We start from the raw sequence: 23152 nt of genomic DNA on the forward strand, positions 1-23152 counted from the left end.
AACCTGTTCATGATCTCTACCTTGCGACGTGGCCTGCTGGTATTGCTGGCGGCACTGCCGTTGATGGCCAACGCGGCAGGTTCTGCGCACGAACTGGTGCAGGACACAACCAACAAGATGTTGGCTGACCTGACTGCCAATAAAGAACAGTACAAGCAAGATCCGACCAAGTTCTACGATGCCCTCAACACCATTGTCGGTCCGGTGGTCGATGCCGAAGGCATTTCGCGCAGCATCATGACGGTCAAATATTCGCGCAAAGCGACGCCTGCGCAAATGCAGACGTTCCAGGAGAACTTCAAGAAAGGTCTGTTCCAGTTCTACGGCAACGCTTTGCTTGAGTACAACAACCAGGGCATCACCGTCGCTCCCGCCGGGGATGAGTCGGGCGATCGCACCAGCGTCAACATGAGCGTCAAGGGCAGCAATGGTGCCATCTATCCGGTGCAGTACACCCTGGAGAAGATCAGCGGCGAATGGAAACTGCGTAATGTGATCATCAACGGTATCAACATCGGCAAGTTGTTCCGTGACCAGTTCGCCGACGCCATGCAGCGCAATGGCAATGACCTGGACAAGACCATCAATGGCTGGGCCGGTGAAGTGGCCAAGGCCAAGGAAGAAACCGACAAATCCGCCGGGAAGACTGTGCAATGACCGAATCGGCTGTTCGTCTTGGCGACGCCGGCGAGTTGTTTCTCAGCGGCGTGCTGGATTACCGCTCCGGCCCCGACCTGCGCAAGCAGGGCCAGGCGCTGATCAACGGCAGCACAGCGCCTGCGCTGGTGCTGGATTGCTCGGCGGTGACCAAGTCCAGCAGCGTCGGTTTGTCATTGCTGCTGTGTTTCATGCGCGATGCCGAGGCGGTCAAAAAAACGGTCAGTATCCGTGCGTTGCCCGAAGACATGCGTGAAATCGCCGAGGTTTCCGGGTTGACCGAGCTGTTGACGCATCCTTAATAGCCATTATTCGAAAGCCCCCCGTCAGAGTCCTGCTATGCGGGGTTCGCAGGCGCGGGGCTTTTTTGTATGATGTGCGACCCGTGCGCACTGGGCGCCAATAGAGGTTGAGCATGCAGGCCCTAGAAGTTAAGAGCTTCCTTGAAGGAAAGCTGCCGGATACGAACGTAGAAGTTGAAGGCGAAGGCTGCAACTTCCAGCTGAACGTGATTAGCGATGAACTGGCGGCATTGAGCCCGGTCAAGCGTCAGCAGCAGATCTATGCCCATTTGAACCCATGGATCACCGATGGCAGCATCCATGCGGTCACTATGAAATTTTTCAGCCGCGCGGCCTGGGCCGAGCGCACCTGAGCCCCCAAGGCGTCGAGATTCTTATGGATAAATTGATTATTACCGGCGGTGCCCGCCTTGATGGCGAGATTCGCATTTCCGGTGCGAAAAACTCTGCCTTGCCAATTCTGGCCGCGACCTTGCTGTGCGATGGCCCGGTGACCGTGGCCAACCTGCCGCACCTGCACGACATCACCACCATGATCGAGCTGTTCGGTCGCATGGGTATCGAGCCGGTGATCGACGAGAAACTGTCCGTCGAAATCGACCCGCGCACCATCAAGACCCTGATCGCCCCGTACGAGCTGGTGAAAACCATGCGTGCGTCGATCCTGGTGCTGGGCCCGATGGTTGCCCGTTTCGGCGAAGCCGAAGTGGCGTTGCCTGGCGGTTGCGCCATTGGCTCGCGTCCGGTGGACCTGCACATCCGTGGCCTGGAAGCCATGGGCGCAGTCATTGACGTCGAAGGCGGTTACATCAAGGCCAAGGCACCGGAAGGCGGCCTGCGTGGCGCGAACTTCTTCTTTGATACCGTCAGCGTGACCGGTACCGAGAACATCATGATGGCCGCGGCCCTGGCCAAAGGCCGCAGCGTGCTGCAAAACGCTGCGCGCGAGCCGGAAGTGGTCGACCTGGCCAACTTCCTGAACGCCATGGGCGCGAAGGTTTCCGGTGCCGGCACCGACACCATTACCATCGATGGTGTAGAGCGTCTGCATACCGCCACCTACAAGGTCATGCCTGACCGCATCGAGACCGGTACCTACCTGGTCGCCGCCGCCGTTACCGGTGGTCGCGTCAAGGTCAAGGACACCGATCCGACCATCCTGGAAGCGGTCCTGGAAAAACTGCGCGAAGCGGGTGCCGAAATCACCACCGGTGAAGACTGGATCGAGCTGAACATGCACGGCAAGCGGCCAAAAGCCGTCAACGTGCGTACCGCGCCGTACCCTGCGTTCCCGACCGACATGCAAGCGCAGTTCATCTCCTTGAACGCGATTGCCGAAGGTACCGGCGCTGTGATTGAGACCATCTTCGAAAACCGTTTCATGCACGTGTACGAACTGCACCGCATGGGCGCGAAGATCCAGGTCGAAGGCAACACCGCCATCGTCACCGGCACCGAGAAGCTCAAGGGCGCGCCAGTCATGGCCACCGACCTGCGCGCTTCGGCGAGCCTGGTGATCTCGGCGCTGATCGCCGAAGGCGATACCCTGATCGATCGCATCTACCACATAGATCGTGGCTACGAGTGCATCGAGGAAAAACTGCAGATGCTCGGCGCGAAAATCCGCCGCGTACCGGGCTAGTCCCAGCTGCACTGTAGGAGCGAGGGGGACGCCTAGTTCTTGCTCGCGAAGAACTCGTGGGCACCGCGTTGAGTCTGAATAAACGCGTTATCGTTGACGTTTTCGCGAGCAAGCTCGCTCCTACAAACACTGGTTTGTTTCAAATCGGGGCTGTAATGGCCTCGATCTGTGTCTGGCGCCATTTGCGACCGGACAGCAATAGCCTGATGAAGGACTGACATTTCCCATGTTGACCATCGCACTGTCCAAGGGCCGCATCCTTGACGACACTTTGCCGCTTCTGGCTGAAGCGGGCATCGTGCCGACCGAGAATCCGGACAAGAGCCGCAAGCTGATCATCCCTACGACCCAGGACGACGTTCGCCTGCTGATCGTGCGGGCTACCGACGTGCCGACCTACGTTGAACATGGCGCGGCCGACCTGGGGGTCGCGGGTAAAGACGTGCTGATGGAATACGGTGGCCAGGGCCTGTACGAGCCGTTGGACCTGCGTATTGCCCTGTGCAAGCTGATGACCGCCGGTCGTGTCGGTGATGTCGAGCCCAAAGGTCGCCTGCGCGTGGCCACCAAGTTCGTCAACGTCGCCAAGCGCTACTACGCCGAGCAAGGCCGTCAGGTCGATATCATCAAACTCTACGGTTCGATGGAGCTGGCGCCGCTGATCGGCCTGGCTGACAAGATCATCGACGTGGTCGATACCGGTAACACCCTGCGTGCCAACGGCCTCGAGCCCCAGGACTTTATTGCCGACATCAGCTCCCGCCTGATCGTCAACAAAGCTTCGATGAAGATGCAGCACGCTCGTATCCAGGCGTTGATCGACACCCTGCGCAAGGCAGTGGAGTCGCGACACCGCGGTTGACTCACCCGCGTAGCCCAACAGCTGCGCCCGTCTATCCGCCTCATAGCCAGAATTCTCAGGTGCCCAAGCGGAGCGAACGGTAGTTTAGGGCGCCTGAGTTTTTGCCAATCCTATGAGGCCCTCGCTATGACCACGTCCACTGCAATTGCCCGACTCAACGCTGCCGACCCGGATTTCGCCCATCATCTGGATCATCTGCTGAGCTGGGAAAGTGTGTCCGACGACTCGGTCAACCAGCGAGTACTCGACATTATCAAGGCCGTGCGCGAGCGCGGCGATGCGGCGCTGGTGGATTACACACGGCAGTTCGATGGCCTGGACGTCGCGTCCATGTCGGACCTGATCCTGCCCCGTGAACGCCTGGAGCTGGCCCTTACGCGCATCACCGCGCCTCAGCGCGAAGCCCTGGAAATCGCGGCGGCGCGCGTGCGCAGCTACCATGAAAAACAGAAACAGGATTCCTGGAGCTACACCGAGGCCGACGGTACCGTGCTGGGCCAGAAGGTCACGCCGCTGGACCGTGCCGGCCTGTATGTGCCAGGCGGTAAAGCCTCGTACCCCTCGTCGGTGCTGATGAACGCGATTCCCGCCAAGGTGGCCGGCGTGACCGAAGTGGTCATGGTCGTGCCGACCCCGCGCGGTGAAATCAACGAGCTGGTGCTGGCGGCAGCCTGCATCGCCGGTGTCGACCGTGTGTTCACCATCGGTGGTGCCCAGGCCGTTGCCGCCCTGGCCTATGGCACCGAAAGCGTACCGAAGGTCGACAAGGTGGTCGGCCCCGGTAACATTTACGTGGCTACCGCCAAGCGCCACGTGTTTGGCCAGGTCGGTATCGACATGATCGCCGGCCCCTCGGAAATCCTCGTGGTGTGCGACGGCCAGACCGACCCGGACTGGATCGCCATGGACCTGTTCTCCCAGGCCGAGCACGACGAAGATGCCCAGGCGATTCTGGTCAGCCCGGACGCCGAGTTCCTCGACAAGGTCGCCGCCAGCATCGATAAGCTGCTGCCGACCATGGACCGCGCCGAGATCATCGAGAAGTCGATCAATGGTCGTGGTGCGCTGATCCTGGTGCGCGACATGGACCAGGCCATCGAAGTGGCCAACCGTATCGCCCCGGAGCACCTGGAGCTGTCCGTGGCCGACCCGCAAGCCTGGCTGCCGTCTATTCGTCACGCCGGTGCGATCTTCATGGGCCGCCACACCAGCGAAGCCTTGGGCGACTATTGCGCAGGTCCCAACCACGTGCTGCCGACCTCCGGCACCGCGCGGTTTTCGTCGCCGCTGGGGGTGTATGACTTCCAGAAGCGTTCGTCGATCATCTTCTGCTCGCCGCAGGGCGCTTCCGAGCTGGGCAAGACCGCTTCGGTGCTGGCCCGTGGTGAATCGCTGAGCGCACACGCACGCAGCGCCGAATATCGCATCGTTAAGGGAGAGTAAGGCATGAGCAAATTCTGGAGCCCCTTCGTCAAGGACCTCGTGCCTTACGTGCCCGGCGAGCAGCCGAAGCTGACCAGGCTGGTCAAGCTCAACACCAATGAAAACCCCTACGGCCCGTCGCCCAAGGCGCTGGCCGCAATGCAGGCCGAGTTGAACGACAACCTGCGTCTGTACCCGGACCCGAACAGCGACCTGCTCAAGCAGGCGGTGGCCAGATTTTACGGGGTCGACGCCAGCAAGGTGTTCCTCGGCAACGGTTCCGATGAAGTGCTGGCGCACATCTTCCACGGCCTGTTCCAGCACGAGCTGCCCCTGTTGTTCCCGGACATCAGCTACAGTTTCTACCCGGTGTACTGCGGCCTCTATGGCATCAAGTCCGACCCGGTGCCGCTGGACGAGCAGTTCCAGATCCGTGCAGCGGACTACGCCAGGCCCAACGGCGGGATCATCTTCCCCAACCCGAACGCGCCGACCGGCTGCGTGCTGGCGTTGGACGCCGTGGAGCAGATCCTCAAGGCCAGCCCGGATTCGGTGGTGGTGGTCGATGAAGCCTATATCGACTTCGGCGGCGAAACCGCCATCAGCCTGGTGGACCGCTACCCGAACCTGCTGGTGACGCAGACCCTGTCCAAATCGCGCTCACTGGCCGGTTTGCGCGTGGGCCTGGCCGTGGGCCACCCGGACCTGATCGAAGCGCTGGAACGCGTCAAGAACAGCTTCAACTCCTATCCGCTGGATCGGCTGGCGATTGTCGGTGCGGCGGCGGCGTTCGATGACCGTGAGTACTTCGAGAAGACTTGCCGGTTGGTGATCGACAGCCGCAACACGCTGGTTGCCCAGTTGGAAGCCAAGGGCTTTGAGGTGCTGCCATCCGCGGCCAACTTCATCTTTGCCCGCCACCCGCAGCACGACGCCGCTGGCCTGGCGGCCAAATTGCGTGAGCAGGGGGTGATCGTGCGGCACTTCAAGCAGGAGCGAATTGCTCAATTCCTGCGGATCAGCATCGGAACACCGGAGCAGAACCAGGCGCTGATCGACGGCCTCGGTGAGCTCTAAGCACACTGGAGATCCAAACAATGTGGGAGCGGGCTTGCTCGCGAAAGCGGTGTATCAGTCACATATTCATCGACTGACACTCCGTATTCGCGAGCAAGCCGCTCCCACATTTGGTTTGCGACGTTAATTAGAGCAGCGGCTCATCCGGCTTCTTGTTCTTCCAGCCATCATTGCCCGGCAGCAGCAGATTCAGGCCAATCGCTACCACCGCACACAGGGCGATGCCCTTGAGGCCGAAATCATCCGGGCCGGTGCCGGTACCGACCAGCACGCCGCCAATCCCGAACACCAGAGTGACCGAGACAATCACCAGATTGCGCGCCTCGCCCAGGTCGATCCTGTGGCGGATCAGGGTGTTCATGCCCACGGCGGCAATCGAGCCGAACAACAGGCAGAGAATCCCGCCCATCACGGGCACCGGAATGCTCTGCAGCAGTGCGCCGAACTTGCCGATAAACGCCAGACTGATGGCAAACACCGCCGCCCAGGTCATGATTTTCGGGTTGTAGTTCTTGGTCAGCATCACTGCGCCGGTCACTTCGGCGTAGGTGGTGTTCGGCGGGCCGCCGAACAGGCCGGCGGCGGTGGTGGCGATACCATCACCCAGCAGGGTGCGATGCAGGCCGGGTTTCTTCAGGTAGTCACGGCCGGTCACGCTGCCCACCGCAATCACACCACCGATATGTTCGATCGCCGGGGCCAGGGCCACCGGGACGATAAACAGGATCGCCTGCCAGTTGAATTCCGGCGCGGTGAAGTGGGGCAGGGCGAACCACGGGGCGGCGGCGACCTTCGCTGTATCGACCACGCCAAAGTAGAACGCCATGGCAAAGCCCACCAGCACGCCGGAGATGATCGGCACCAGGCGGAAAATGCCCTTGCCGAACACCGCCACGATCAACGTGGTCAGCAGTGCCGGCATCGAGATCATCATTGCCGTCTGGTAATGGATCAGCTCGGCACCGTCGCCGGACTTGCCCATCGCCATGTTCGCGGCAATCGGCGCCATGGCCAGGCCGATGGAGATGATCACCGGGCCGATCACCACCGGCGGCAGCAGCCGGTCGATAAAACCGGTGCCCTTGATCTTCACCGCCAGGCCCAGGAAGGTATAAACGAAACCGGCCGCCATTACCCCGCCCATGGTCGCGGCGAGGCCGAACTGGCCCTTGGCGAGAATGATCGGGGTGATAAAGGCAAAGCTCGATGCCAGGAATACCGGCACCTGCCGCCCCGTCACGACCTGGAACAACAGCGTGCCCAGGCCAGCGGTGAACAGTGCGACGTTTGGATCAAGGCCTGTGATCAGTGGCATCAACACCAACGCGCCAAATGCTACGAAGAGCATTTGTGCGCCAGACAGGATCTGGCGCCAAAGCGGGTCGTTGAATTCGTCCTGCATGCTCACGCGTCCTTCTGCTTGGTGCCGAAGATCTTGTCGCCGGCGTCGCCCAGGCCAGGGATGATGTAGCCGTGTTCATTCAGGCGCTCATCGATGGACGCGGTGTAGATCTGCACGTCGGGGTGCGCTTTCTCGACGGCGGCGATGCCTTCGGGTGCCGCGACCAGCACCATGGCGCGGATGTCCTTGCAGCCGGCTTTTTTCAGCAGGTCGATGGTGGCGACCATGGAACTGCCGGTCGCGAGCATCGGGTCGATGATCATCGCCAGGCGTTCGTCGATTTCCGGGACGAGTTTTTCCAGGTAGGTGTGGGCCTGCAAGGTTTCTTCATTACGGGCCACGCCCACGGCGCTGACCTTGGCGCCCGGGATCAGGCTGAGTACACCTTCAAGCATGCCGATACCGGCGCGCAGGATCGGCACTACGGTAATTTTCTTACCGGCGATTTTCTCGACCTGGACGGTGCCGGCCCAGCCCTGGATATCGTAGGTCTCCAGCGGCAAATCCTTGGTGGCTTCGTAAGTGAGCAACGCTCCAACTTCCTGAGCGAGCTCGCGGAAATTCTTCGTGCTGATGTCGGCGCGGCGCATAAGGCCGAGTTTGTGTCGGATCAGCGGGTGGCGGATCTCGCGAGTGGGCATGGGAAAGGCTCCGGCGGCGGGCAAAAAAACCGGCCTAGATTAATCTATCCGAGGGTGTTGTCCTATAGACATCTCGTACGTTAGTCCATTAAGGCTTGCCCGGAGCGCATGAGAGGCGTACCTTCGCCCGCTTTTCTTGCCACAGCATCCCCTTGGAGAGCGCCATGTCCGCTGATCTCGAGCATATCCGTCAAATCATGCGCGAGGCTGACTGCCTGTACACCGAAGCGCAAGTCGAAGAAGCGATCGCCAAGGTGGGCGCACACATCACCCGCGAAATGGCCGACACCAACCCGGTGGTCTTCTGCGTGATGAATGGCGGCCTGATCTTCGCCGGCAAGCTGCTCACCCACCTGCAATTCCCGCTGGAGGCGTCGTACCTGCACGCCACCCGCTATCGCAATGAAACTACCGGCGGCGACCTGTTCTGGAAAGCCAAGCCCGAAGTCTCATTCATCGACCGTGATGTGCTGATCATCGACGACATCCTCGATGAAGGCCACACCCTGGGCGCGATCATCGACTTCTGCAAGCACGCCGGCGCGCGCAAAGTGCACACCGCCGTGCTGATCGACAAAGACCACGACCGCAAGGCCCGCCCTGAGCTGAAGGCCGATTTCGTCGGCCTGCCGTGCATCGACCGCTACATTTTCGGTTACGGCATGGACTACAAAGGCTACTGGCGCAATGCCAATGGCATCTACGCCGTCAAAGGAATGTAAACCATGACCCGCTTTCTTGATCAGACGCTGTTTGCCGAGTTGGCCGAGAAAGCGGCCGCGAGTCCTCGCGGCCGGCATCACTGCAACTTTCATCAGATGGAAGAGCCGTGCCATCGCATGGCCGTGGGGTTGCAACCGAGCACCTACGTACCACCCCATCGGCACTTGAGTGCGGACAAGGCTGAGACGTTGCTGGTGCTCCAGGGACGTCTGGGTTTGCTGGTGTTCGATAACAGCGGTGAAGTGATCGCCAAGCGCGTGCTGCAGGCCGGTGGCGAGTGTTGCGGCGTTGACGTGCCGCCGGGTGTATTCCATGGCCTGGTGGTGCTGGAGCCCGACACGGTGATGTTCGAATGCAAGGCCGGGCCGTACCGGCCGGTAAGTGAGGGCGAATTGGCACAATGGGCTCCCCGTGAAGGTGATGCCGATGTGGCCGATTATCAACGCTGGATGCTTGCCCAGTTCGATTGAGCTACAGTGCTGGGCTACTTCGCACGGAGCGGCCCATGAGCCTGTTGATTCGTACCTGCACCCTCCTGGCGCTGACCTGCAGTTTGCCCCTGGCCGCTGCCCCGGCGCTGATGCACGGTCAATTTCTGCCGCCGGATGACCTGGCCCTGCGCGCCGAAACGCCTGCCCAACAGCAACTACTGCAAGTCACCGAATACGCGGTGGTGGTGGGCAACCAGCGCCAATCCACCCAGCAACCGATCCCGGTCACCGCACCGCTGATGATCCGCCTCAAGGGCAAGCCCCTGAACAAAGGTGCGAGCATCGCCCAGGTGGTGCTCAACTTCGACGCCGAAAGCAAAAGCCTGAAAAAACCGGCATTCGATGACAAGAGCAAAACCTTGACCCTGTCTTACCCAACTGCCCAATACCGGGTGATCGTTGACCTGCTGCGCAATGACACGGTGTATGTGCAGTTCCTCAGTTATGCCAACGGGCATATCTGGGCGGATTTGCATACCGGTTCTGTTCGCTCTCGGTAATGAGTGCACTGCATAACCTGCTGTGAGAGCGGGCTTGCTTCCGAAGCGTGTTCCTCGCAGGTAAACTGCGTTTCCCGTGTACATGTCTGCAGGCTGGAGTCGGTAATGCGTAAAGATAAGAAACAGGTGATTGGTGACGAGATCGGCGACGAACAGATCAAGTTGTTCCTGGACTTCGAGCCAGTCGACGCGACTTCACCGTCCCTGCACAAACTGATCAAGGCCTACCGTGGCCTGCGTATCGACGACTTCGAGCGGTTCCTGGGCTTCTTCAAGGACGCCGGCCTGGACCTGGACGGCAAGGACGAGCATGGCCAGACCTTCGTTGATCTGATCAAGGACCAGCGCAATGCCGCTGAGTACATTGAGCTGATCGATAACGCCCGCGGCTGATTATGTCGAGCCAAAAAAAACGCCCTGCTCGGGGCGTTTTTTTATGGCAGCAAGGCCTCAAGCGTAGCTTTCGGCCTCATTGCTGTGCTCAACCAGCTCAAGGCTGATGTTGTTTTGCGTGTTGATCTTGCGATACAGCTCGGCATCGGTCTCCAGCACCTTTTCACGGGCCGGGAAGATCTCGTGCAGCTTGGCCGCCCATTCACCGCTGGCCTTGGCCGGGAAGCACCGCTCGATCAGTTCCAGCATGATCGAAACTGTCACCGAAGCGCCTGGAGACGCGCCCAACAGCGCCGCCAGCGAACCATCCTTGGCGGCGACCAGTTCGGTGCCGAATTGCAGCACGCCACCTTTCTTCGGGTCTTTCTTGATGATCTGCACCCGTTGGCCGGCCACTTCCAGGCGCCAGTCTTCGGCTTTCGCCTCAGGGTAGAAGCGGCGCAGGGATTCCAGGCGCTGTTCCATGGACTGACGCACTTCGCTGACCAGGTACTTGGTCAGGTCCATGTTGTCGCGGGCCACGGCCAGCATCGGGCCGATATTGCCGGCGCGAATCGACATCGGCAGGTCGAGGAACGAGCCGTGTTTGAGGAACTTGGTGGTGAAACCGGCGTAGGGCCCGAACAACAGGGACTTCTTGCCGTCGACGACCCGGGTGTCCAGGTGCGGCACCGACATCGGTGGCGAGCCCACGGCGGCCTGGCTGTAGACCTTGGCCTGGTGCTGGCTGACCACTTGCGGGTTGTCGCAACGCAGCCATTGGCCGCTGACCGGGAAGCCGCCAAACCCCTTGCTCTCTTCGATGCCCGAGGCCTGCAGCAATGGCAGTGCCGCGCCACCGGCGCCCAGGAAGACGAACTTGGCGTCCACGTCGCGGCTGTTGCCGCTGTTGACGTCCTTGATGCTCACGGTCCAGCCGGCACCGTTACGCTTGAGGTCGGTGACGCGCTTGCAGTACTTGACCTGCGCATCGGCCGAGCTGGTCAGGTGGCCGAGCAACTGGTTGGTCAGGGCGCCGAAGTTGACGTCGGTGCCATTCATGACGCGAGTGGCGGCGATTTTTTCATCGAGCGGGCGGCCCGGCATCATCAGCGGCATCCACTCGGCCATCTCGCTGCGGTCTTCGGTGTAGTGCATGTCCGAGAACGCATGGTGCTGGCTGAGGGTTTCAAAGCGCTTCTTGAGGAACGCCACGCCCTTGTCACCCTGCACGAAGCTCAGGTGCGGCACCGGGCTGATAAAGGACTTGGACGAGCCAAAGGTGCCCTTTTTGGTCAGGTATGCCCAGAACTGCTTCGACACCTCGAACTGGGTGTTGATGTGCACGGCTTTCTTGATGTCGATGGAACCATCGGCGGCCTGGGGCGTGTAGTTCAGCTCACACAGCCCGGCGTGGCCGGTACCGGCGTTGTTCCACGGGTTGGAACTCTCCGCGGCACCCGAATCCATCAGCTCAACGACTTCCAGCTTGAGGCCGGGGTCGAGCTCTTTGAGCAGCACGGCGAGGGTGGCACTCATGATGCCGGCCCCTACCAGTACTACGTCGACTGCTTCGTTATGCGCCATTTAACGCGTCTCCAAAATCTGCAGCACCAAATTGTCGGCATGGCGGCCAGGAGTGACGGGGCGTTTCACGTGTTGCCCCAGATTACCCATGGCCAGGATCGCCATGTCCGATTCGCAATTCTTTGCAACTTCAGCGCACGCTTCCTGCCCGGCCTAATCTGCCTATGAACGCATTCATGGGCGCCTGTGGCAATTCGACTTATGGTCAAAGCGTGCGACTCGTGCAACCAATCCGTAGCGGACAGGCTCAAGCTCCGGCTTTTAAGGAGTACTCGGTCCTGTGTGGTTGGGCTGTTCCAGACGCTGATGGTGCTTGTACAAACGCCAAACTATTCATTTGCTCGCCACACTCTTGTGAAGTTGTGAAAACCCGTTTTTTCACGCTCTTTTGAAGACGTGAACCTCAAAAAAGGGCTGCCCCAGCCTGGCACCTGGCCCGCAACACCTTTGCCGGCAAGCGGCAAAACGGGCAAACAACTCAGGTGGCCGAGCGCAATGGCAGCTCTGGCAGATTCGGTAAAGGCGGGTGGTTTGCAAAGGAAACAGCAAGCGCGCCAGCTTCACTCGATCTGTGTGGGCGGCTCTCTGTGGGCGATTCTTGGAGGTTAATGCCGAGGCATTAACGATGCTGCGAGGCCCGATCAGGAGACGTCCTTATAATCGGGGGGAGATTGTAGCGAAGAACGCCAGGGAAATGGGCGTGTTTTATGACTTTTATTAGGTCTTCGGTCAGGCGGCCAACGGCTGGTGGCGTGGCGACCGCGCAGGGCGAGGGCTGATGCGGGCGCTGGCGGGCAGGGGGCGGTGCATCCAGCTCAAGCGGATTTCTTCGATTTCCACCCAGCCATCGCCGACCGGCGGGTGGCTGCACTCTTTGAAAGCCTGGCAGCGGCCTTGCGCATCGAGCAGGGCAAATTGGCGAAGGGCGGGCTTGCGCGTGAACAGCGACCAGAGAAAATGCATGGAATCAGCCTCCTGAAATTGAGGCCAAGCATGCCTGCCAGGCATGACGGGACTATGTATCGGTTGTGACATATCGGTGACATCGAACCCCTACAATGCCCGCGAGTCGTAGGTTGTAACTGATGCTAGTTCCCGGCGTGGGCCGCCCGCTATACTGCCGGCCTGTCGGTACTCGTTTTTTTGGAGAGAAGAGCATGTTGCAACGCCTGTTGTTCGGTTTGATCACTGTGACCAGCTTGGCCCTGGTTGGCTGCGCCAATAGCCCGCAACAACTGAGCCCGCAACCGAAGCTCACCACGCAGCTGGCGCCGGTAGGCCACGGCCAGCCGGTATCGGTGCGTGTGGTGGACGGCCGGCCGTCGCCTACGCTCGGCTCGCGTGGCGGCCTGTATCCGGAGACTGCGCTCATTTCGGTGACCGGCCAGGATGTACTGCCCAAGCTGCAGGCCCAGGCCGAAGCGGCCGTGCGCCTGCTGGGCTTCACCCCTGCCAACTCGCCGGGTGCGCCTCAGTTGACCATCACCCTGGCCGAGCTGAAGTACCAGTCGCCCAAAGACGGCCTGTATGTGACCGAAGCGTCCATCGGCGCCACTTTCAAGTCCGACGTCACCGCCGGTACCCGTCGCTACAGTGGCCGTTACGGTGCGTCGCTCAATCAGCGCTTCGGCATGTCGCCGAATCAGGAAACCAACACCAAGCTGGTCAGTGACGTGCTGAGTGACGCCTTGACCCGCCTGTTCAAGGATCCCAGCATCGGTCAGTTGCTCAGCTCGCAATAATCGCCACATAAAAAACCGGGCTCCTGGGAGCCCGGTTTTTTTTGCCTTCAGTTTCATGCCGCAGTGTCGATGCAGAAGTCCAGTAAGCTCACTCCCGTCAATAGATCGGCCTCCGGCAGGTCCGCATGCTGGTGCCCGCCAAGGGCGCAGTACACCAGCCAATGGCGGTCCTGCACGTTGAACGCCAGGCCGCCGATCAGCGCCTCCTGCTCATCGCTTTGGGCGATCAAATACAGCCGATCCTGGTTGTGCGCGTGCAACATGACAAGCTCCCGAACGTTCGAAGGGCAACAGAGTGGCTTGTTAAGGTGACGTTCAGGTGACGTTGTAAATTACTGGATACATTAGCTGTACAGGGGAGGTGGTGCTGGACGCCACTATCGTTCAGGTGTGTATCTGAGCCGATACCCGCACACTGTTTCACTGAGGTTTGCGATGGCGCTGCCCGCACTTTTGATCAACGTTATCGCGTTAGCCGTGGCCTGCCCGGGCGCGGCGTTGTTGGCCGTTACCCGCCTGCACGAGCAACGCGCGATGGCTGACCTGAGCGCACAAAGCAAAGACCGCGCTTTCGACCTGCCCATGCTGTTTCTGGACGTGCGCACCGAGCGGGCCCATCGTCTGGCGTATCGCATCGGGTTCGCCTGCATGGGGCTGGCGCTGACCATCTCCTGGCTCAGCACCCATCTCTAAAAAACACCACGAAACGAATGCGGAAGCGGGCAAACCCGCTCCCACATCTTGTTCGGTGTTCTACAAAGGTATGCCGGCTTTTACGCGGTACTGATTGCGCACCGGCGTCGCATATTGCACCACCAGGAAGGGTCGGTGCTCCGCCGGGCATTCATTCAAGCGCCGCTCCCACTCCGCCTTCGCCTTGGCCAACTCATCCGCCGGGAACAGTTCGTCGGCTTTAGGTACCTGTAATTGCGGGTCGGCGTCACTCCATTGGGCGTAGGCCAGGTAGTGCACCGGGAACAACCGATAACCGCCCAGAATCTGCCGGTCCATTTCTGCCGCCAGCACTTTGGTGTCTTCGAAGCGTTCGGTGATCGGTGGTGCGAAGTTGATATGCACGCGGCCTTTGTAGCCGGTGATACCCAGTGCAATGCTCACATCATCTTCGCCCTGCGCCTTCACATAGGTGCCGGTCGTCGCGCGGATATACAGCTCACGAGCCTTGGCCGCGTCGCACGGGTCGTACTCGTAGCTGATGGATACCGGTGTCAGGTTCAGCGACTGGATCACTTCGGCAAACGGCTCGTCCTTGCGGCTGACGTGGAACATCTTGAGGATCGCCGACTCGGTACGGTCATCGCCATCCTTGGCACGGCCTTCGGCCTGGGCGATCCAGATCGATTGGCAGTCGTTGCGGATCGAATGGTTGATGTAGGCCGACAGCAGGTTGAAGGCCGCCATCTTTTCCTTTCGCCCGGTGATCGAGCGGTGCACGATAAAGCTCTTGTTCAGGCGCATCAGGTCGCTGACAAACGGTTTTTGCAGCAGGTTGTCGCCAATGGCGATCCGTGGCGTCGGCAGGCCGGCGTGATACACGGCATAGTTGACAAAGGCCGGGTCCATCACGATGTCGCGGTGGTTGGCCAGAAACAGATAAGCGGTGCCGGACTTGAGCTGCTCGACACCGGTATAGGTCACGCCGTCGGTCGCGCGGTCAATGGTGTGGTCGACGTAGTACTCGACTTTGTCCTGCAGCGTCGCCACGGTAGTGACGCCGGCGAATTCACGGCGTAATTTGCGGGCGATCATCGGCTTGAGCAGCCAGCCCAGGGCGCCGGCAAAGCGCGGGAAACGAAAGTGGGTCAGGATGTCCAGAAAGGCCTTGTCACTGAACAGTCGGGCCAGCACTGCCGGGACTTCGCTGTCGTTGTAAGGTCGGATGGTATCGAATTCGCCCATCATGCTCTCTTGTTAGAAACGGCTAGGGTAAGTAGAGGAAATACCAGGATGCGGCCTGAGTAATGGGCTCAGCCGTGCGATAACCCTGTAAATAGACCGGCGATTATACGCACAAGTCACCTGGGAGACTGCGATGCTGGAAACTGCGCTGTACGATTGTCCTTATTGTGGTGAGACGGTGGAGACTACGGTGGATTTGTCTGGTGGTGATCAGATCTATATAGAAGACTGCCAGGTGTGTTGCAGGCCGATCATTTTCGACCTGCAGGTCCATGGTGAAGAGTGGATGCTCGAAACCCGCAGTGAAAACGAATAGCAGGTACGCCCATGCAGCGAATCTACGAACCGGAAAACCTGATGGAAGGCGAGTTGCTGCAACAGATGCTCGCCAGTGAGGGCATCGAGGCGCACCTGGTGGGCCGCCATTTGCTCGGCGGCACCGGCGAATTGCCGATTTTCGGCTTGCTGGGGCTGGAGGTGGGCAACGACCAGGCCGCCGATGCCCGCGAGCTGATCACCGCCTACATCGGCGCGCAACCCTTGCCCGGCGATGAACCCGACAGCTTCCCCGACGTGCTGGTCTGTTAGGCTGTCGGTCGGTTTACCCAAGAGTCATGTTGCCCCATGTGTGGACGTTATGCCCTGTTTCGCTGGAACCCCTCCTTTGCCGCCCTGCCGGGCTTTCCGGCCGACCAGCAGGCGCAGTGGAACATCTCCCCCAATGATTCGGTATTGATCCAGCGCCAGGACGGCGAGCAACGTACCCTGGCCCGCGCCCGCTGGGGCCTGACCCCGCCCTGGCTGACAGACCTTTCCCGCACCCCTGCTCATGCCCGTGCCGAAACCCTGGCCGAGCAACCGATGTTCCGCGAAGCGTTCCGCCAGCGTCGTTGCCTGCTGCCAGCCAATGGGTTTTACGAGTGGCGCGGCACCCAGCGCAAACGCCCGTACTGGCTGACGCCGGGGGAGGGCTCCACCTTGTTTTTTGCCGCGATCTGGGAAGCTTACCCGGTGCAGGAACAAGTGTGGCTGAGTACGGCGGTGGTGACCCAGGCCGCGCAGAGTCAGCGCCGGCCATTGATTCTGGATGCGGCGGGGCAGGCGGCCTGGCTCGATCCCGAGACGCCGCTGCATGTGCTGCAAGGCATGCTGGCCAGTGAGCCTGTCGCGTTGCGCGAACGGGTCCTGGCCAATATGGTCAACGATCCCAAGCTTAACGGGCCGGAGTGCCTGACGCCGGCTTAAGCCTGAAGGTGGTGGTGGGATGTATCTGAAAATCAGCGACTGCATGTCTGGTGTATCTGGCGTCGATACGAATGAGCGCCTACGATACGCGCCATGTCTCAAGGGCGTTTTTCAGGGAGAGAGTGTTGATGAAGAAAACATTGGTGGTAAGTGTATTGGCGGCGGCGATGCTGCTGGCCGGTTGTCAGTCGGTCAACACCACCAGCGGCGGTGCCGTTGGGGTTGAGCGCAAGCAATACATGTTCAGCATGCTGTCGAGCCAGGAAGTCGACCAGATGTATGCCCAGTCCTACCAGCAGACCCTGGGCGAAGCCAGTGGCAAAGGCCTGGTGGACAAGACCAGCGCCAACGCCAAGCGCGTGCAGGCTATCGCCAATCGGCTGATCGCCCAGGCGCCCACCTTCCGTCCCGATGCGGCGCAGTGGAAGTGGGAAGTGAACCTGATCAAGAGCGACGAGATGAACGCCAACTGCGGGCCTGGCGGCAAGATATTCGTATACAGCGCGTTGATCGACAACCTCAAGCTCACCGATGACGAACTGGCCGCCGTGATGGGCCATGAAATCGCCCACGCCTTGCGTGAACACGGTCGTGAGGCCATGTCCAAGGCCTACGGCATCGAAATGGCCAAGCAAGGCGCCGGCGCATTGTTCGGCCTGGGCCAGGACAGCCTGGCACTGGCCGACACCGTGGCCAACTACGGCATGACCTTGCCCAACAGCCGCAGCAATGAAAACGAAGCCGACCTGATCGGCCTGGAACTGGCGGCCCGCGCCGGCTACAACCCGAACGCGGCGATCACGCTGTGGAACAAGATGGCCAAGGCTTCCGAAGGTTCGCCACCGGAGTTCATGAGTACTCACCCAGCGTCCGACAGCCGAATCGCTTCGTTGCAGGCGGCGATTCCGAAGGTGATGCCGCTTTACCAACAGGCCAAAAAATCCTGATATTTCAGGTGGCGACGCTCTAAATGTGGGAGCGGGCTTGCTCGCGAAAGCGGTGGTTCAGTCAACGCAGTGCTGACTGATACTCCGTATTCGCGAGCAAGCCCGCTCCCACATTTTTGGTTCTTGGCTCTAGATCCACCCGCTGCTTTGCATGGCCTTGTACACCGCCACGATTGCCAGGACAAAGAACGCTGTTGCCGCCAGTCGACGAATCAGGGTCAACGGCAGTTTCTCCGCTGCGAAATTCCCCGCCAGCACCACCGGTACGTTGGCAATCAACATGCCCAGCGTAGTACCGATAATCACCAGCCATAGCTCCGGGTATTGCGCCGCCAGCATCACTGTGGCGATTTGCGTCTTGTCACCGATTTCGGCGAGGAAGAACGCAATCAGCGTGGTGAGGAACGGCCCGAACTTGCGCGTGGTACTGGCTTCGTCGTCGTCGAGCTTGTCCGGCACCAGGGTCCACAGGGCGGTGGCGCAAAAGCTTGCCGCGAGGATCCAGTGCAGCACCGCATCCGAGAAGAAGCTGCCAAACCAGGCGCCCACGGCACCCGCGGCCGCATGGTTGGCCAGGGTCGCGGCGACGATGCCGGCGATGATCGGCCAGGGTTTGCGAAAGCGTGCGGCAAGGATGAGCGCGAGCAGTTGCGTCTTGTCGCCGATTTCGGCCAAGGCAACGATTGCGGTAGGAACGAGCAATGAATCCAGCATCAGGTAGGTTTCCAGGGGCGGGTCGACACGGCTATGACACGTACAGCCTTCCCGCCCCGGGTAAGGTGTGCGTGTCATAGGTCTTGTCAAACCCCGGTCCGTCTGTGCGGACTCCTGGGTCGCATACGCCATGGTCTGCTGACCAAGTATGTTGACGTATGCCGGACGAGCATGGCGCTCGTGGGAGACTACTCCCCTAGGACGCTGCGGATTCTGCCTAGGCCAAACCCATTCGGCAAGCCTTCTTTTTCAAACGCGCGTCAGGGGCGCTTGGCGCGGTAGATGCGAAACCCATTGCCCTCGGCCTTCACCGCACACACGCCCAGGTGCTCTTCGATCAGCGGCTGGTACTTCAGGAAGCTATTGGCGACAAGGCGAAGTTCGCCACCTTTTGCCAGGTGTTTCGCCGCTTTTCGCAGCAGGTTCTCGGTGGCGAAGTAATCCGTGTGTACGCCGACATGGAACGGCGGGTTGCTCAGAATCGCATTCAAACCCATCGGCGCGGCGTCGATGCCATCACCGGTCAGCACGTCGGCTTCCAGGCCATTGGCGACCAGGGTCAAGCGGCTGCTGGCGGCGGCGAAGGCGTCCACATCCAGCATCGTCACGGTGTTGTGCGGGTAGCGACGTTTAACCGCTGCCCCCAACACGCCGGCGCCGCAACCGAAGTCCAGCAAATGGCCGCTGGGCAGCTTGTCCAGGTGCTCCAGCAACAGCTCGGTGCCGCGATCCAGGCGACCGTGGCTGAACACGCCTGGCAGGCTCACTACCTTGAGCGGCCCGTCGGCCAGCGGTACGTCGAACACCTGTGCCAGGCTCTCCAGTTCAACCGCTTGCGGGGCATTGGCTACGCTGATTTGCCACAGTTGGCAATGCCGCGCGCTGTCGAGCTTGCGTGGTTTGCCAAAGGGCGCCATCTGCTTGGCGGCACTTTCGATACCGCCTTTTTTCTCGCCCACCAGAAACAGCTCGGCGCCTGGCAGGCGCGCGGCCACGGCGTTGAGCAGGTAATCGGTGAGGTCCTTGGACTTGGGCAGGAAGATCACCGCCGCATCAAACCCACGCTCGGGCACATTCACCCCGAACTGACTGCGCTCCGGGAAGCGTGCGTCGAGTGCCGCCTGATCGCCGGCATGCCAGCACCAGCCATGGGCATTGGGCAGGCGCCCCAGCAGGTCATCGGCGGGCAAGCCCACCAACAGCAGGTTGCCTTGAAAAAGTTCGGCCTGGCGAAGCAGTACTTCACTGCGCGGATCCATGGTCTGCTCCTCGAAAAGGGGCGCAGTTTATCAACTGACGACGCGCAGCGGGGCGCCACTGAAAAAGCCCCGGGCGTTTTCCGTCAATTGGCCGACGATGCGCTGGCGCGCCTCACGGCTGCCCCAGGCATTGTGTGGCGTGACGATCAGGCGAGGAATATCGCCAGCCAGCAGCGGGTTGCCGTTGACCGGCGGCTCCACGCTCAGCACATCCGTTGCCGCGCCACCCAGGTGGCCGTTGCGCAAGGCGTCAGCCAGGGCCTGTTCGTTGATCAAGCCACCCCGCGCGGTGTTGACCACCAACGCGCCGGGCTTGAGCAGCGCCAACTCGCGGGCGCCGATAAAGTCGCGGGTGTGTTCGTTGAGCGGGCAGTGCAGGGTGATTGCGTCGACCTGGGCCAGCAGTTCATCCAGCGGCACGCGATCGGCGCGGGCGGGGCGACCCGGAATCGCCCCGAGCAGCACGCGCATGCCAAAGGCTTCGGCCAGGCGCGCCACGGCACTGCCCAGCTCGCCATGACCGAACAGGCCAAGGGTTTTGCCTTCCAGTTCGATAATCGGGTGGTCCAGCAGGCAGAACTGCTTGGCTTGCTGCCATTTACCGGCGGCCACATCACGTTGATAGTCTTTCAGGCGCGTCGCCAGGTTGAGCAGCAGCATGATCGTGTGCTGCGCCACCGACGGCGTGCCGTAACCCTGGCAGTTACTCACGGTGACGCCATGGGCGCGGGCGGCCTCCAGGTCGACGTTATTGGTGCCGGTGGCCGATACCAGGATCAGCTTGAGCGCCGGGCAGGCCGCCAGGGTTTCGGCGTTGAGCGGGATTTTGTTACTGATCGCCACCTGTGCCCCCTGCAAGCGCTCGACCACATTCTGCGGTGTGGTCTGCTCGAATAACTGCAAGTCGCTGAAGCTGCTGCGCAGCTCGCTGAGGTCGAGATCTCCCAGGTCCAGGGAGGGGTGATCAAGGAAGACGGCGCGGCGATTGTTCGTCATCAACTGTACCTTTTGCGACAGGGTTCGAAGGCGTAATCTGCCGAGCCTATCAGATGAAATAATCCGTTACTTATGGAGTGAGTATGTACGCCGCCGAGTTTTTGACCGTAGCCCTTATTCACCTGTTGGCGGTGGCCAGCCCCGGCCCGGATTTCGCCGTGGTGGTGCGTGAAAGCGTGACCCACGGCCGTCGCGCCGGCACCTGGACCGCGCTGGGCGTGGGCTCGGCGATTTTCCTGCATGTGGGTTACTCGCTGCTGGGCATCGGCCTGATCGTGTCCCAGTCCATCGTGTTGTTCAACGCGCTGAAATGGGCGGCGGCTGCCTACCTGCTGTATATCGGCTTCAAGGCTCTGCGCGCAAAACCTGCCAAGCCTGCCCCCGAGGGCGAGTTGCACCGCGAAGCGGGCGAGCGCACCCCGCGCGGTGCGTTTACCGCAGGCTTCGTCACCAACGGGCTGAACCCCAAGGCGACATTGTTCTTCCTCTCGCTGTTCACCGTGGTGATCAACCCGCACACACCGCTGGCGATCCAGGCCGGTTACGGCGTGTACCTGGCGGTAGCGACGGCGTTGTGGTTCTGCCTGGTGGCAATGTTGTTCAGCCAGCAGCGTGTACGCGCCGGGTTTGCGCGGATGGGGCATTGGTTTGATCGCACCATGGGCGCGGTGTTGATTGCCATCGGAGTGAAGCTGGCGTTTACCAGCATGAAATAAGGCGGGTACTGGCGTAAGGCTAGCATTTGCCGCCCTCTGCAAATCATTCCTTTGGCTGATTTGGCTGAAACATAAGGTCTCTACAGTTCAGGTCTTCAAGCCAAGACCGTGCAGTCATAAAAGGGATTCGTATGTTGCAGACCCGTGTTATCCCGCCCGCCGAAGGTGCGTACCAATATCCGCTGTTGATCAAACGCCTGTTGATGTCCGGCGCCCGTTACGAAAAAACCCGGGAAATCGTCTACCGCGACAAACTGCGCTACACCTACCCGACCCTGATCGAGCGGGTCGCGCGCCTGGCCAATGTGCTGACCGACGCCGGGGTCAAGGCCGGTGATACCGTGGCGGTGATGGACTGGGACAGCCACCGTTACCTGGAATGCATGTTCGCCATCCCAATGATCGGCGCGGTGATCCACACGATTAACGTGCGCCTGTCGCCGGAACAGATTCTCTACACCATGAACCACGCCGAGGACCGCTTTGTGCTGGTCAACAGCGAGTTCGTGGGGCTTTACCAGGCTATTGCCGGGCAACTCACCACCGTCGACAAGACCCTGCTGCTGACCGACGGCGACGCGAAGACCGCCGAGTTGCCCAATCTGGTGGGCGAGTACGAAACCCTGCTGGCCGCCGCCAGCCCGAAGTACGAGTTCCAGGACTTCGACGAGCATTCCGTCGCCACCACGTTCTACACCACCGGCACCACCGGCAACCCCAAGGGCGTGTACTTCACCCACCGCCAACTGGTGCTGCACACCATCGGCGTGGCGACCATCATGGGCAGCGTCGACAGCGTGCGCCTGCTCGGTACCAACGATGTGTACATGCCGATCACGCCGATGTTCCACGTGCATGCCTGGGGCCTGCCGTATGTGGCGACCATGCTCGGCCTGAAGCAGGTTTACCCCGGCCGTTACGACCCGGAATTCCTGGTGGAGTTGTGGCGCAAGGAGAAGGTCACGTTCTCCCACTGCGTACCGACCATCCTGCAGATGCTGCTCAATGCCAAGGCCGCCCAAGGCGTCGATTTTGGTGGCTGGAAAATCGTCATCGGTGGCAGCGCCCTCAACCGCACGCTGTATGAGGCGGCGAAGGCACGTGGGATTCAACTGACCGCCGCGTACGGCATGTCCGAGACCGGCCCGCTGGTGTCCTGCGCTCACCTCAACGAAGAGCTGATGGCCGGCACCGAGGACGAGCGTATCACCTACCGCATCAAGGCCGGGGTGCCCGGGCCGTTGGTGGAAGCGGCGATCATGGACGCTGAGGGTAATTTCCTGCCCGCCGACGGCGAGTCCCAGGGCGAGTTGGTGCTGCGCGCGCCGTGGTTGACCGAGGGGTATTACAACGAGCCGCAGAAGGGCGCCGAGTTGTGGGCGGGTGGCTGGATGCACACCGGTGATGTCGCCACGCTGGATGCGTTCGGCGTGATCGACATTCGCGACCGCATCAAGGATGTGATCAAGACCGGCGGCGAGTGGATCTCATCCCTGGCCCTCGAAGACCTGGTCAGCCGTCACCCGGCGGTACGCGAAGTAGCGGTAGTGGGCATCGCCGACCCGCAGTGGGGCGAGCGCCCATTCGCGCTGTTGGTGGTGCGTGATGGCCATGTGATAGGGGCCCGCGAGCTCAAGGAACACCTCAAGCCTTTTGTCGAGTTGGGCCACTTGAGCAAGTGGGCAATTCCAAGCCAGATCGCCGTTGTTACTGAAATTCCCAAGACGAGCGTAGGAAAACTCGACAAAAAACGTATCCGCATTGACATCATTGAATGGCAGGCCAACAACAGCACCTTTCTCTCCACCCTCTGACACTCCTCGCCGTGCCCATCCGGGCACGGCAATGCTCTATCTCGCGCCTTTACTTGTGATTTGCAGATTTTCAGCCATCCTCTCCGCATCGGCCTTCGCCGATATGGCGAAAGGGCTGTGGCAG

At 60.8% G+C, this 23152-nt stretch carries 28 protein-coding genes and 1 riboswitch; of the genes, 19 read left to right on the plus strand and 9 right to left on the minus strand.

The window, feature by feature from the left end:
* Positions 1-9 precede the first annotated feature (9 nt).
* From AB4O05_RS09375 to hisC, 7 genes are all read left to right on the plus strand, one after another.
* Entirely contained in the window at positions 10-657 is a 648-nt protein-coding gene (locus tag AB4O05_RS09375) for an MlaC/ttg2D family ABC transporter substrate-binding protein (RefSeq protein ID WP_460131438.1), read from the plus strand.
* A complete protein-coding gene (locus tag AB4O05_RS09380; protein ID WP_460131437.1) occupies positions 654-959 on the plus strand; it encodes an STAS domain-containing protein in 306 nt (101 codons plus the stop codon). The genes AB4O05_RS09375 and AB4O05_RS09380 overlap by 4 nt, the downstream gene beginning before the upstream one ends.
* A 113-nt stretch (positions 960-1072) precedes the next feature.
* Complete coding sequence (locus tag AB4O05_RS09385) at positions 1073-1312, plus strand: BolA family protein (protein WP_027604803.1); 240 nt, start codon at positions 1073-1075, stop codon at positions 1310-1312.
* Positions 1313-1335: 23 nt separating this feature from the next.
* Positions 1336-2601 carry a UDP-N-acetylglucosamine 1-carboxyvinyltransferase gene (murA, locus tag AB4O05_RS09390; protein ID WP_071494136.1) on the plus strand — a complete coding sequence of 422 codons (1266 nt, stop codon included), beginning with the start codon at positions 1336-1338 and terminating at the stop codon, positions 2599-2601.
* 226 nt (positions 2602-2827) lie between these two features.
* The gene (hisG, locus tag AB4O05_RS09395) at positions 2828-3463 is read left to right on the plus strand and encodes an ATP phosphoribosyltransferase (protein WP_003188599.1); all 636 of its coding nucleotides are present in this window, start codon (positions 2828-2830) and stop codon (positions 3461-3463) included.
* A 126-nt stretch (positions 3464-3589) separates the two neighbouring features.
* Positions 3590-4906 carry a histidinol dehydrogenase gene (gene hisD, locus AB4O05_RS09400; protein ID WP_460131434.1) on the plus strand — a complete coding sequence of 439 codons (1317 nt, stop codon included), beginning with the start codon at positions 3590-3592 and terminating at the stop codon, positions 4904-4906.
* A 3-nt stretch (positions 4907-4909) separates the two neighbouring features.
* The gene (gene hisC / locus AB4O05_RS09405) at positions 4910-5962 is read left to right on the plus strand and encodes a histidinol-phosphate transaminase (protein ID WP_460131433.1); all 1053 of its coding nucleotides are present in this window, start codon (positions 4910-4912) and stop codon (positions 5960-5962) included.
* A gap of 127 nt (positions 5963-6089) precedes the next feature.
* Here hisC and AB4O05_RS09410 read toward each other — a convergent pair whose 3' ends face one another.
* Positions 6090-7364, minus strand: a complete 1275-nt coding sequence (locus tag AB4O05_RS09410) for a uracil-xanthine permease family protein (protein ID WP_460131431.1) — start codon at positions 7362-7364, stop codon at positions 6090-6092.
* Between the two features lie 2 nt (positions 7365-7366).
* A complete protein-coding gene (gene upp / locus AB4O05_RS09415; protein ID WP_460131430.1) occupies positions 7367-8005 on the minus strand; it encodes a uracil phosphoribosyltransferase in 639 nt (212 codons plus the stop codon).
* Between the two features lie 164 nt (positions 8006-8169).
* Between upp and AB4O05_RS09420 the strand changes: the two genes are divergently transcribed.
* The 4 genes from AB4O05_RS09420 to AB4O05_RS09435 all read left to right on the plus strand — a co-directional run bounded on the left by AB4O05_RS09420 (position 8170) and on the right by AB4O05_RS09435 (position 10112).
* A complete protein-coding gene (locus AB4O05_RS09420; protein WP_339417533.1) occupies positions 8170-8727 on the plus strand; it encodes a hypoxanthine-guanine phosphoribosyltransferase in 558 nt (185 codons plus the stop codon).
* A gap of 3 nt (positions 8728-8730) precedes the next feature.
* Positions 8731-9198 (plus strand): WbuC family cupin fold metalloprotein, encoded by a 468-nt coding sequence (locus AB4O05_RS09425; RefSeq protein WP_460131429.1) that lies wholly within the window; start codon positions 8731-8733, stop codon positions 9196-9198.
* Positions 9199-9233: 35 nt separating this feature from the next.
* Positions 9234-9719: a hypothetical protein gene (locus tag AB4O05_RS09430; RefSeq protein WP_460131428.1), complete on the plus strand. Its 486-nt coding sequence runs from the start codon at positions 9234-9236 to the stop codon at positions 9717-9719.
* A 105-nt stretch (positions 9720-9824) separates the two neighbouring features.
* Positions 9825-10112: a PA4642 family protein gene (locus AB4O05_RS09435; protein WP_460131427.1), complete on the plus strand. Its 288-nt coding sequence runs from the start codon at positions 9825-9827 to the stop codon at positions 10110-10112.
* Between the two features lie 57 nt (positions 10113-10169).
* On the opposite strand, the gene mqo is transcribed toward AB4O05_RS09435, so the two are convergent.
* Both mqo and AB4O05_RS09445 read right to left on the minus strand, forming a co-directional pair.
* Entirely contained in the window at positions 10170-11678 is a 1509-nt protein-coding gene (gene mqo / locus AB4O05_RS09440; protein WP_460131426.1) for a malate dehydrogenase (quinone), read from the minus strand.
* Positions 11679-12407: 729 nt separating this feature from the next.
* Entirely contained in the window at positions 12408-12641 is a 234-nt protein-coding gene (locus AB4O05_RS09445) for a hypothetical protein (protein WP_460131425.1), read from the minus strand.
* A 194-nt stretch (positions 12642-12835) separates the two neighbouring features.
* Between AB4O05_RS09445 and AB4O05_RS09450 the strand changes: the two genes are divergently transcribed.
* Positions 12836-13420, plus strand: coding sequence for a YajG family lipoprotein (locus AB4O05_RS09450; RefSeq protein ID WP_460131423.1), 585 nt, complete (start codon positions 12836-12838; stop codon positions 13418-13420).
* A gap of 53 nt (positions 13421-13473) precedes the next feature.
* On the opposite strand, the gene AB4O05_RS09455 is transcribed toward AB4O05_RS09450, so the two are convergent.
* Entirely contained in the window at positions 13474-13683 is a 210-nt protein-coding gene (locus AB4O05_RS09455) for a hypothetical protein (RefSeq protein WP_078731597.1), read from the minus strand.
* Between the two features lie 172 nt (positions 13684-13855).
* Between AB4O05_RS09455 and AB4O05_RS09460 the strand changes: the two genes are divergently transcribed.
* Positions 13856-14113 (plus strand): hypothetical protein, encoded by a 258-nt coding sequence (locus AB4O05_RS09460; RefSeq protein WP_460131422.1) that lies wholly within the window; start codon positions 13856-13858, stop codon positions 14111-14113.
* 60 nt (positions 14114-14173) lie between these two features.
* Here AB4O05_RS09460 and AB4O05_RS09465 read toward each other — a convergent pair whose 3' ends face one another.
* Positions 14174-15337: a 1-acyl-sn-glycerol-3-phosphate acyltransferase gene (locus AB4O05_RS09465; RefSeq protein ID WP_460131421.1), complete on the minus strand. Its 1164-nt coding sequence runs from the start codon at positions 15335-15337 to the stop codon at positions 14174-14176.
* A gap of 133 nt (positions 15338-15470) precedes the next feature.
* Between AB4O05_RS09465 and AB4O05_RS09470 the strand changes: the two genes are divergently transcribed.
* The 4 genes from AB4O05_RS09470 to AB4O05_RS09485 all read left to right on the plus strand — a co-directional run bounded on the left by AB4O05_RS09470 (position 15471) and on the right by AB4O05_RS09485 (position 17529).
* Positions 15471-15653 carry a CPXCG motif-containing cysteine-rich protein gene (locus AB4O05_RS09470; protein ID WP_460131420.1) on the plus strand — a complete coding sequence of 61 codons (183 nt, stop codon included), beginning with the start codon at positions 15471-15473 and terminating at the stop codon, positions 15651-15653.
* Positions 15654-15664: 11 nt separating this feature from the next.
* Complete coding sequence (locus tag AB4O05_RS09475) at positions 15665-15925, plus strand: putative signal transducing protein (RefSeq protein ID WP_460131418.1); 261 nt, start codon at positions 15665-15667, stop codon at positions 15923-15925.
* A 36-nt stretch (positions 15926-15961) separates the two neighbouring features.
* Positions 15962-16582 carry an SOS response-associated peptidase gene (locus tag AB4O05_RS09480; protein ID WP_460131417.1) on the plus strand — a complete coding sequence of 207 codons (621 nt, stop codon included), beginning with the start codon at positions 15962-15964 and terminating at the stop codon, positions 16580-16582.
* A 128-nt stretch (positions 16583-16710) separates the two neighbouring features.
* Positions 16711-17529, plus strand: a complete 819-nt coding sequence (locus tag AB4O05_RS09485) for a M48 family metallopeptidase (protein ID WP_460131415.1) — start codon at positions 16711-16713, stop codon at positions 17527-17529.
* A 129-nt stretch (positions 17530-17658) separates the two neighbouring features.
* On the opposite strand, the gene AB4O05_RS09490 is transcribed toward AB4O05_RS09485, so the two are convergent.
* The 3 genes from AB4O05_RS09490 to AB4O05_RS09500 form a co-directional block, all read right to left on the minus strand.
* Positions 17659-18243, minus strand: coding sequence for a TMEM165/GDT1 family protein (locus AB4O05_RS09490; RefSeq protein ID WP_005784895.1), 585 nt, complete (start codon positions 18241-18243; stop codon positions 17659-17661).
* Positions 18244-18331: 88 nt separating this feature from the next.
* Positions 18332-18453: riboswitch (yybP-ykoY riboswitch) on the minus strand.
* A 50-nt stretch (positions 18454-18503) separates the two neighbouring features.
* On the minus strand, positions 18504-19502 hold the full coding sequence (locus AB4O05_RS09495) for a methyltransferase (RefSeq protein WP_460131414.1): 999 nt from the start codon (positions 19500-19502) through the stop codon (positions 18504-18506).
* A 30-nt stretch (positions 19503-19532) separates the two neighbouring features.
* Positions 19533-20498 carry a 2-hydroxyacid dehydrogenase gene (locus AB4O05_RS09500; RefSeq protein WP_460131412.1) on the minus strand — a complete coding sequence of 322 codons (966 nt, stop codon included), beginning with the start codon at positions 20496-20498 and terminating at the stop codon, positions 19533-19535.
* Positions 20499-20581: 83 nt separating this feature from the next.
* Between AB4O05_RS09500 and AB4O05_RS09505 the strand changes: the two genes are divergently transcribed.
* Both AB4O05_RS09505 and AB4O05_RS09510 read left to right on the plus strand, forming a co-directional pair.
* Positions 20582-21214: a LysE family translocator gene (locus AB4O05_RS09505; RefSeq protein ID WP_460131410.1), complete on the plus strand. Its 633-nt coding sequence runs from the start codon at positions 20582-20584 to the stop codon at positions 21212-21214.
* Between the two features lie 131 nt (positions 21215-21345).
* On the plus strand, positions 21346-23028 hold the full coding sequence (locus tag AB4O05_RS09510) for a fatty acid--CoA ligase (protein ID WP_460131409.1): 1683 nt from the start codon (positions 21346-21348) through the stop codon (positions 23026-23028).
* Positions 23029-23152 lie beyond the last annotated feature (124 nt).

It is taken from the genome of Pseudomonas sp. S1_G07 (genome assembly GCF_054668565.1).

Coding starts and splice junctions, on each gene's coding strand:
- AB4O05_RS09510 (WP_460131409.1), top strand. CDS start 21,346: ATGTTGCAGACCCGTGTTATCCCGCCCGCCGAAGGTGCGTACCAATAT.
- AB4O05_RS09375 (WP_460131438.1), top strand. CDS start 10: ATGATCTCTACCTTGCGACGTGGCCTGCTGGTATTGCTGGCGGCACTG.
- AB4O05_RS09430 (WP_460131428.1), top strand. CDS start 9,234: ATGAGCCTGTTGATTCGTACCTGCACCCTCCTGGCGCTGACCTGCAGT.
- hisD (WP_460131434.1), top strand. CDS start 3,590: ATGACCACGTCCACTGCAATTGCCCGACTCAACGCTGCCGACCCGGAT.
- AB4O05_RS09470 (WP_460131420.1), top strand. CDS start 15,471: ATGCTGGAAACTGCGCTGTACGATTGTCCTTATTGTGGTGAGACGGTG.
- AB4O05_RS09455 (WP_078731597.1), bottom strand. CDS start 13,683: ATGTTGCACGCGCACAACCAGGATCGGCTGTATTTGATCGCCCAAAGC.
- murA (WP_071494136.1), top strand. CDS start 1,336: ATGGATAAATTGATTATTACCGGCGGTGCCCGCCTTGATGGCGAGATT.
- AB4O05_RS09435 (WP_460131427.1), top strand. CDS start 9,825: ATGCGTAAAGATAAGAAACAGGTGATTGGTGACGAGATCGGCGACGAA.
- AB4O05_RS09380 (WP_460131437.1), top strand. CDS start 654: ATGACCGAATCGGCTGTTCGTCTTGGCGACGCCGGCGAGTTGTTTCTC.
- AB4O05_RS09385 (WP_027604803.1), top strand. CDS start 1,073: ATGCAGGCCCTAGAAGTTAAGAGCTTCCTTGAAGGAAAGCTGCCGGAT.
- AB4O05_RS09425 (WP_460131429.1), top strand. CDS start 8,731: ATGACCCGCTTTCTTGATCAGACGCTGTTTGCCGAGTTGGCCGAGAAA.
- upp (WP_460131430.1), bottom strand. CDS start 8,005: ATGCCCACTCGCGAGATCCGCCACCCGCTGATCCGACACAAACTCGGC.
- AB4O05_RS09480 (WP_460131417.1), top strand. CDS start 15,962: ATGTGTGGACGTTATGCCCTGTTTCGCTGGAACCCCTCCTTTGCCGCC.
- AB4O05_RS09490 (WP_005784895.1), bottom strand. CDS start 18,243: ATGCTGGATTCATTGCTCGTTCCTACCGCAATCGTTGCCTTGGCCGAA.
- hisC (WP_460131433.1), top strand. CDS start 4,910: ATGAGCAAATTCTGGAGCCCCTTCGTCAAGGACCTCGTGCCTTACGTG.
- AB4O05_RS09460 (WP_460131422.1), top strand. CDS start 13,856: ATGGCGCTGCCCGCACTTTTGATCAACGTTATCGCGTTAGCCGTGGCC.
- AB4O05_RS09465 (WP_460131421.1), bottom strand. CDS start 15,337: ATGGGCGAATTCGATACCATCCGACCTTACAACGACAGCGAAGTCCCG.
- AB4O05_RS09445 (WP_460131425.1), bottom strand. CDS start 12,641: ATGCATTTTCTCTGGTCGCTGTTCACGCGCAAGCCCGCCCTTCGCCAA.
- AB4O05_RS09500 (WP_460131412.1), bottom strand. CDS start 20,498: ATGACGAACAATCGCCGCGCCGTCTTCCTTGATCACCCCTCCCTGGAC.
- AB4O05_RS09495 (WP_460131414.1), bottom strand. CDS start 19,502: ATGGATCCGCGCAGTGAAGTACTGCTTCGCCAGGCCGAACTTTTTCAA.
- AB4O05_RS09485 (WP_460131415.1), top strand. CDS start 16,711: ATGAAGAAAACATTGGTGGTAAGTGTATTGGCGGCGGCGATGCTGCTG.
- AB4O05_RS09450 (WP_460131423.1), top strand. CDS start 12,836: ATGTTGCAACGCCTGTTGTTCGGTTTGATCACTGTGACCAGCTTGGCC.
- AB4O05_RS09420 (WP_339417533.1), top strand. CDS start 8,170: ATGTCCGCTGATCTCGAGCATATCCGTCAAATCATGCGCGAGGCTGAC.
- mqo (WP_460131426.1), bottom strand. CDS start 11,678: ATGGCGCATAACGAAGCAGTCGACGTAGTACTGGTAGGGGCCGGCATC.
- AB4O05_RS09505 (WP_460131410.1), top strand. CDS start 20,582: ATGTACGCCGCCGAGTTTTTGACCGTAGCCCTTATTCACCTGTTGGCG.
- hisG (WP_003188599.1), top strand. CDS start 2,828: ATGTTGACCATCGCACTGTCCAAGGGCCGCATCCTTGACGACACTTTG.
- AB4O05_RS09475 (WP_460131418.1), top strand. CDS start 15,665: ATGCAGCGAATCTACGAACCGGAAAACCTGATGGAAGGCGAGTTGCTG.
- AB4O05_RS09410 (WP_460131431.1), bottom strand. CDS start 7,364: ATGCAGGACGAATTCAACGACCCGCTTTGGCGCCAGATCCTGTCTGGC.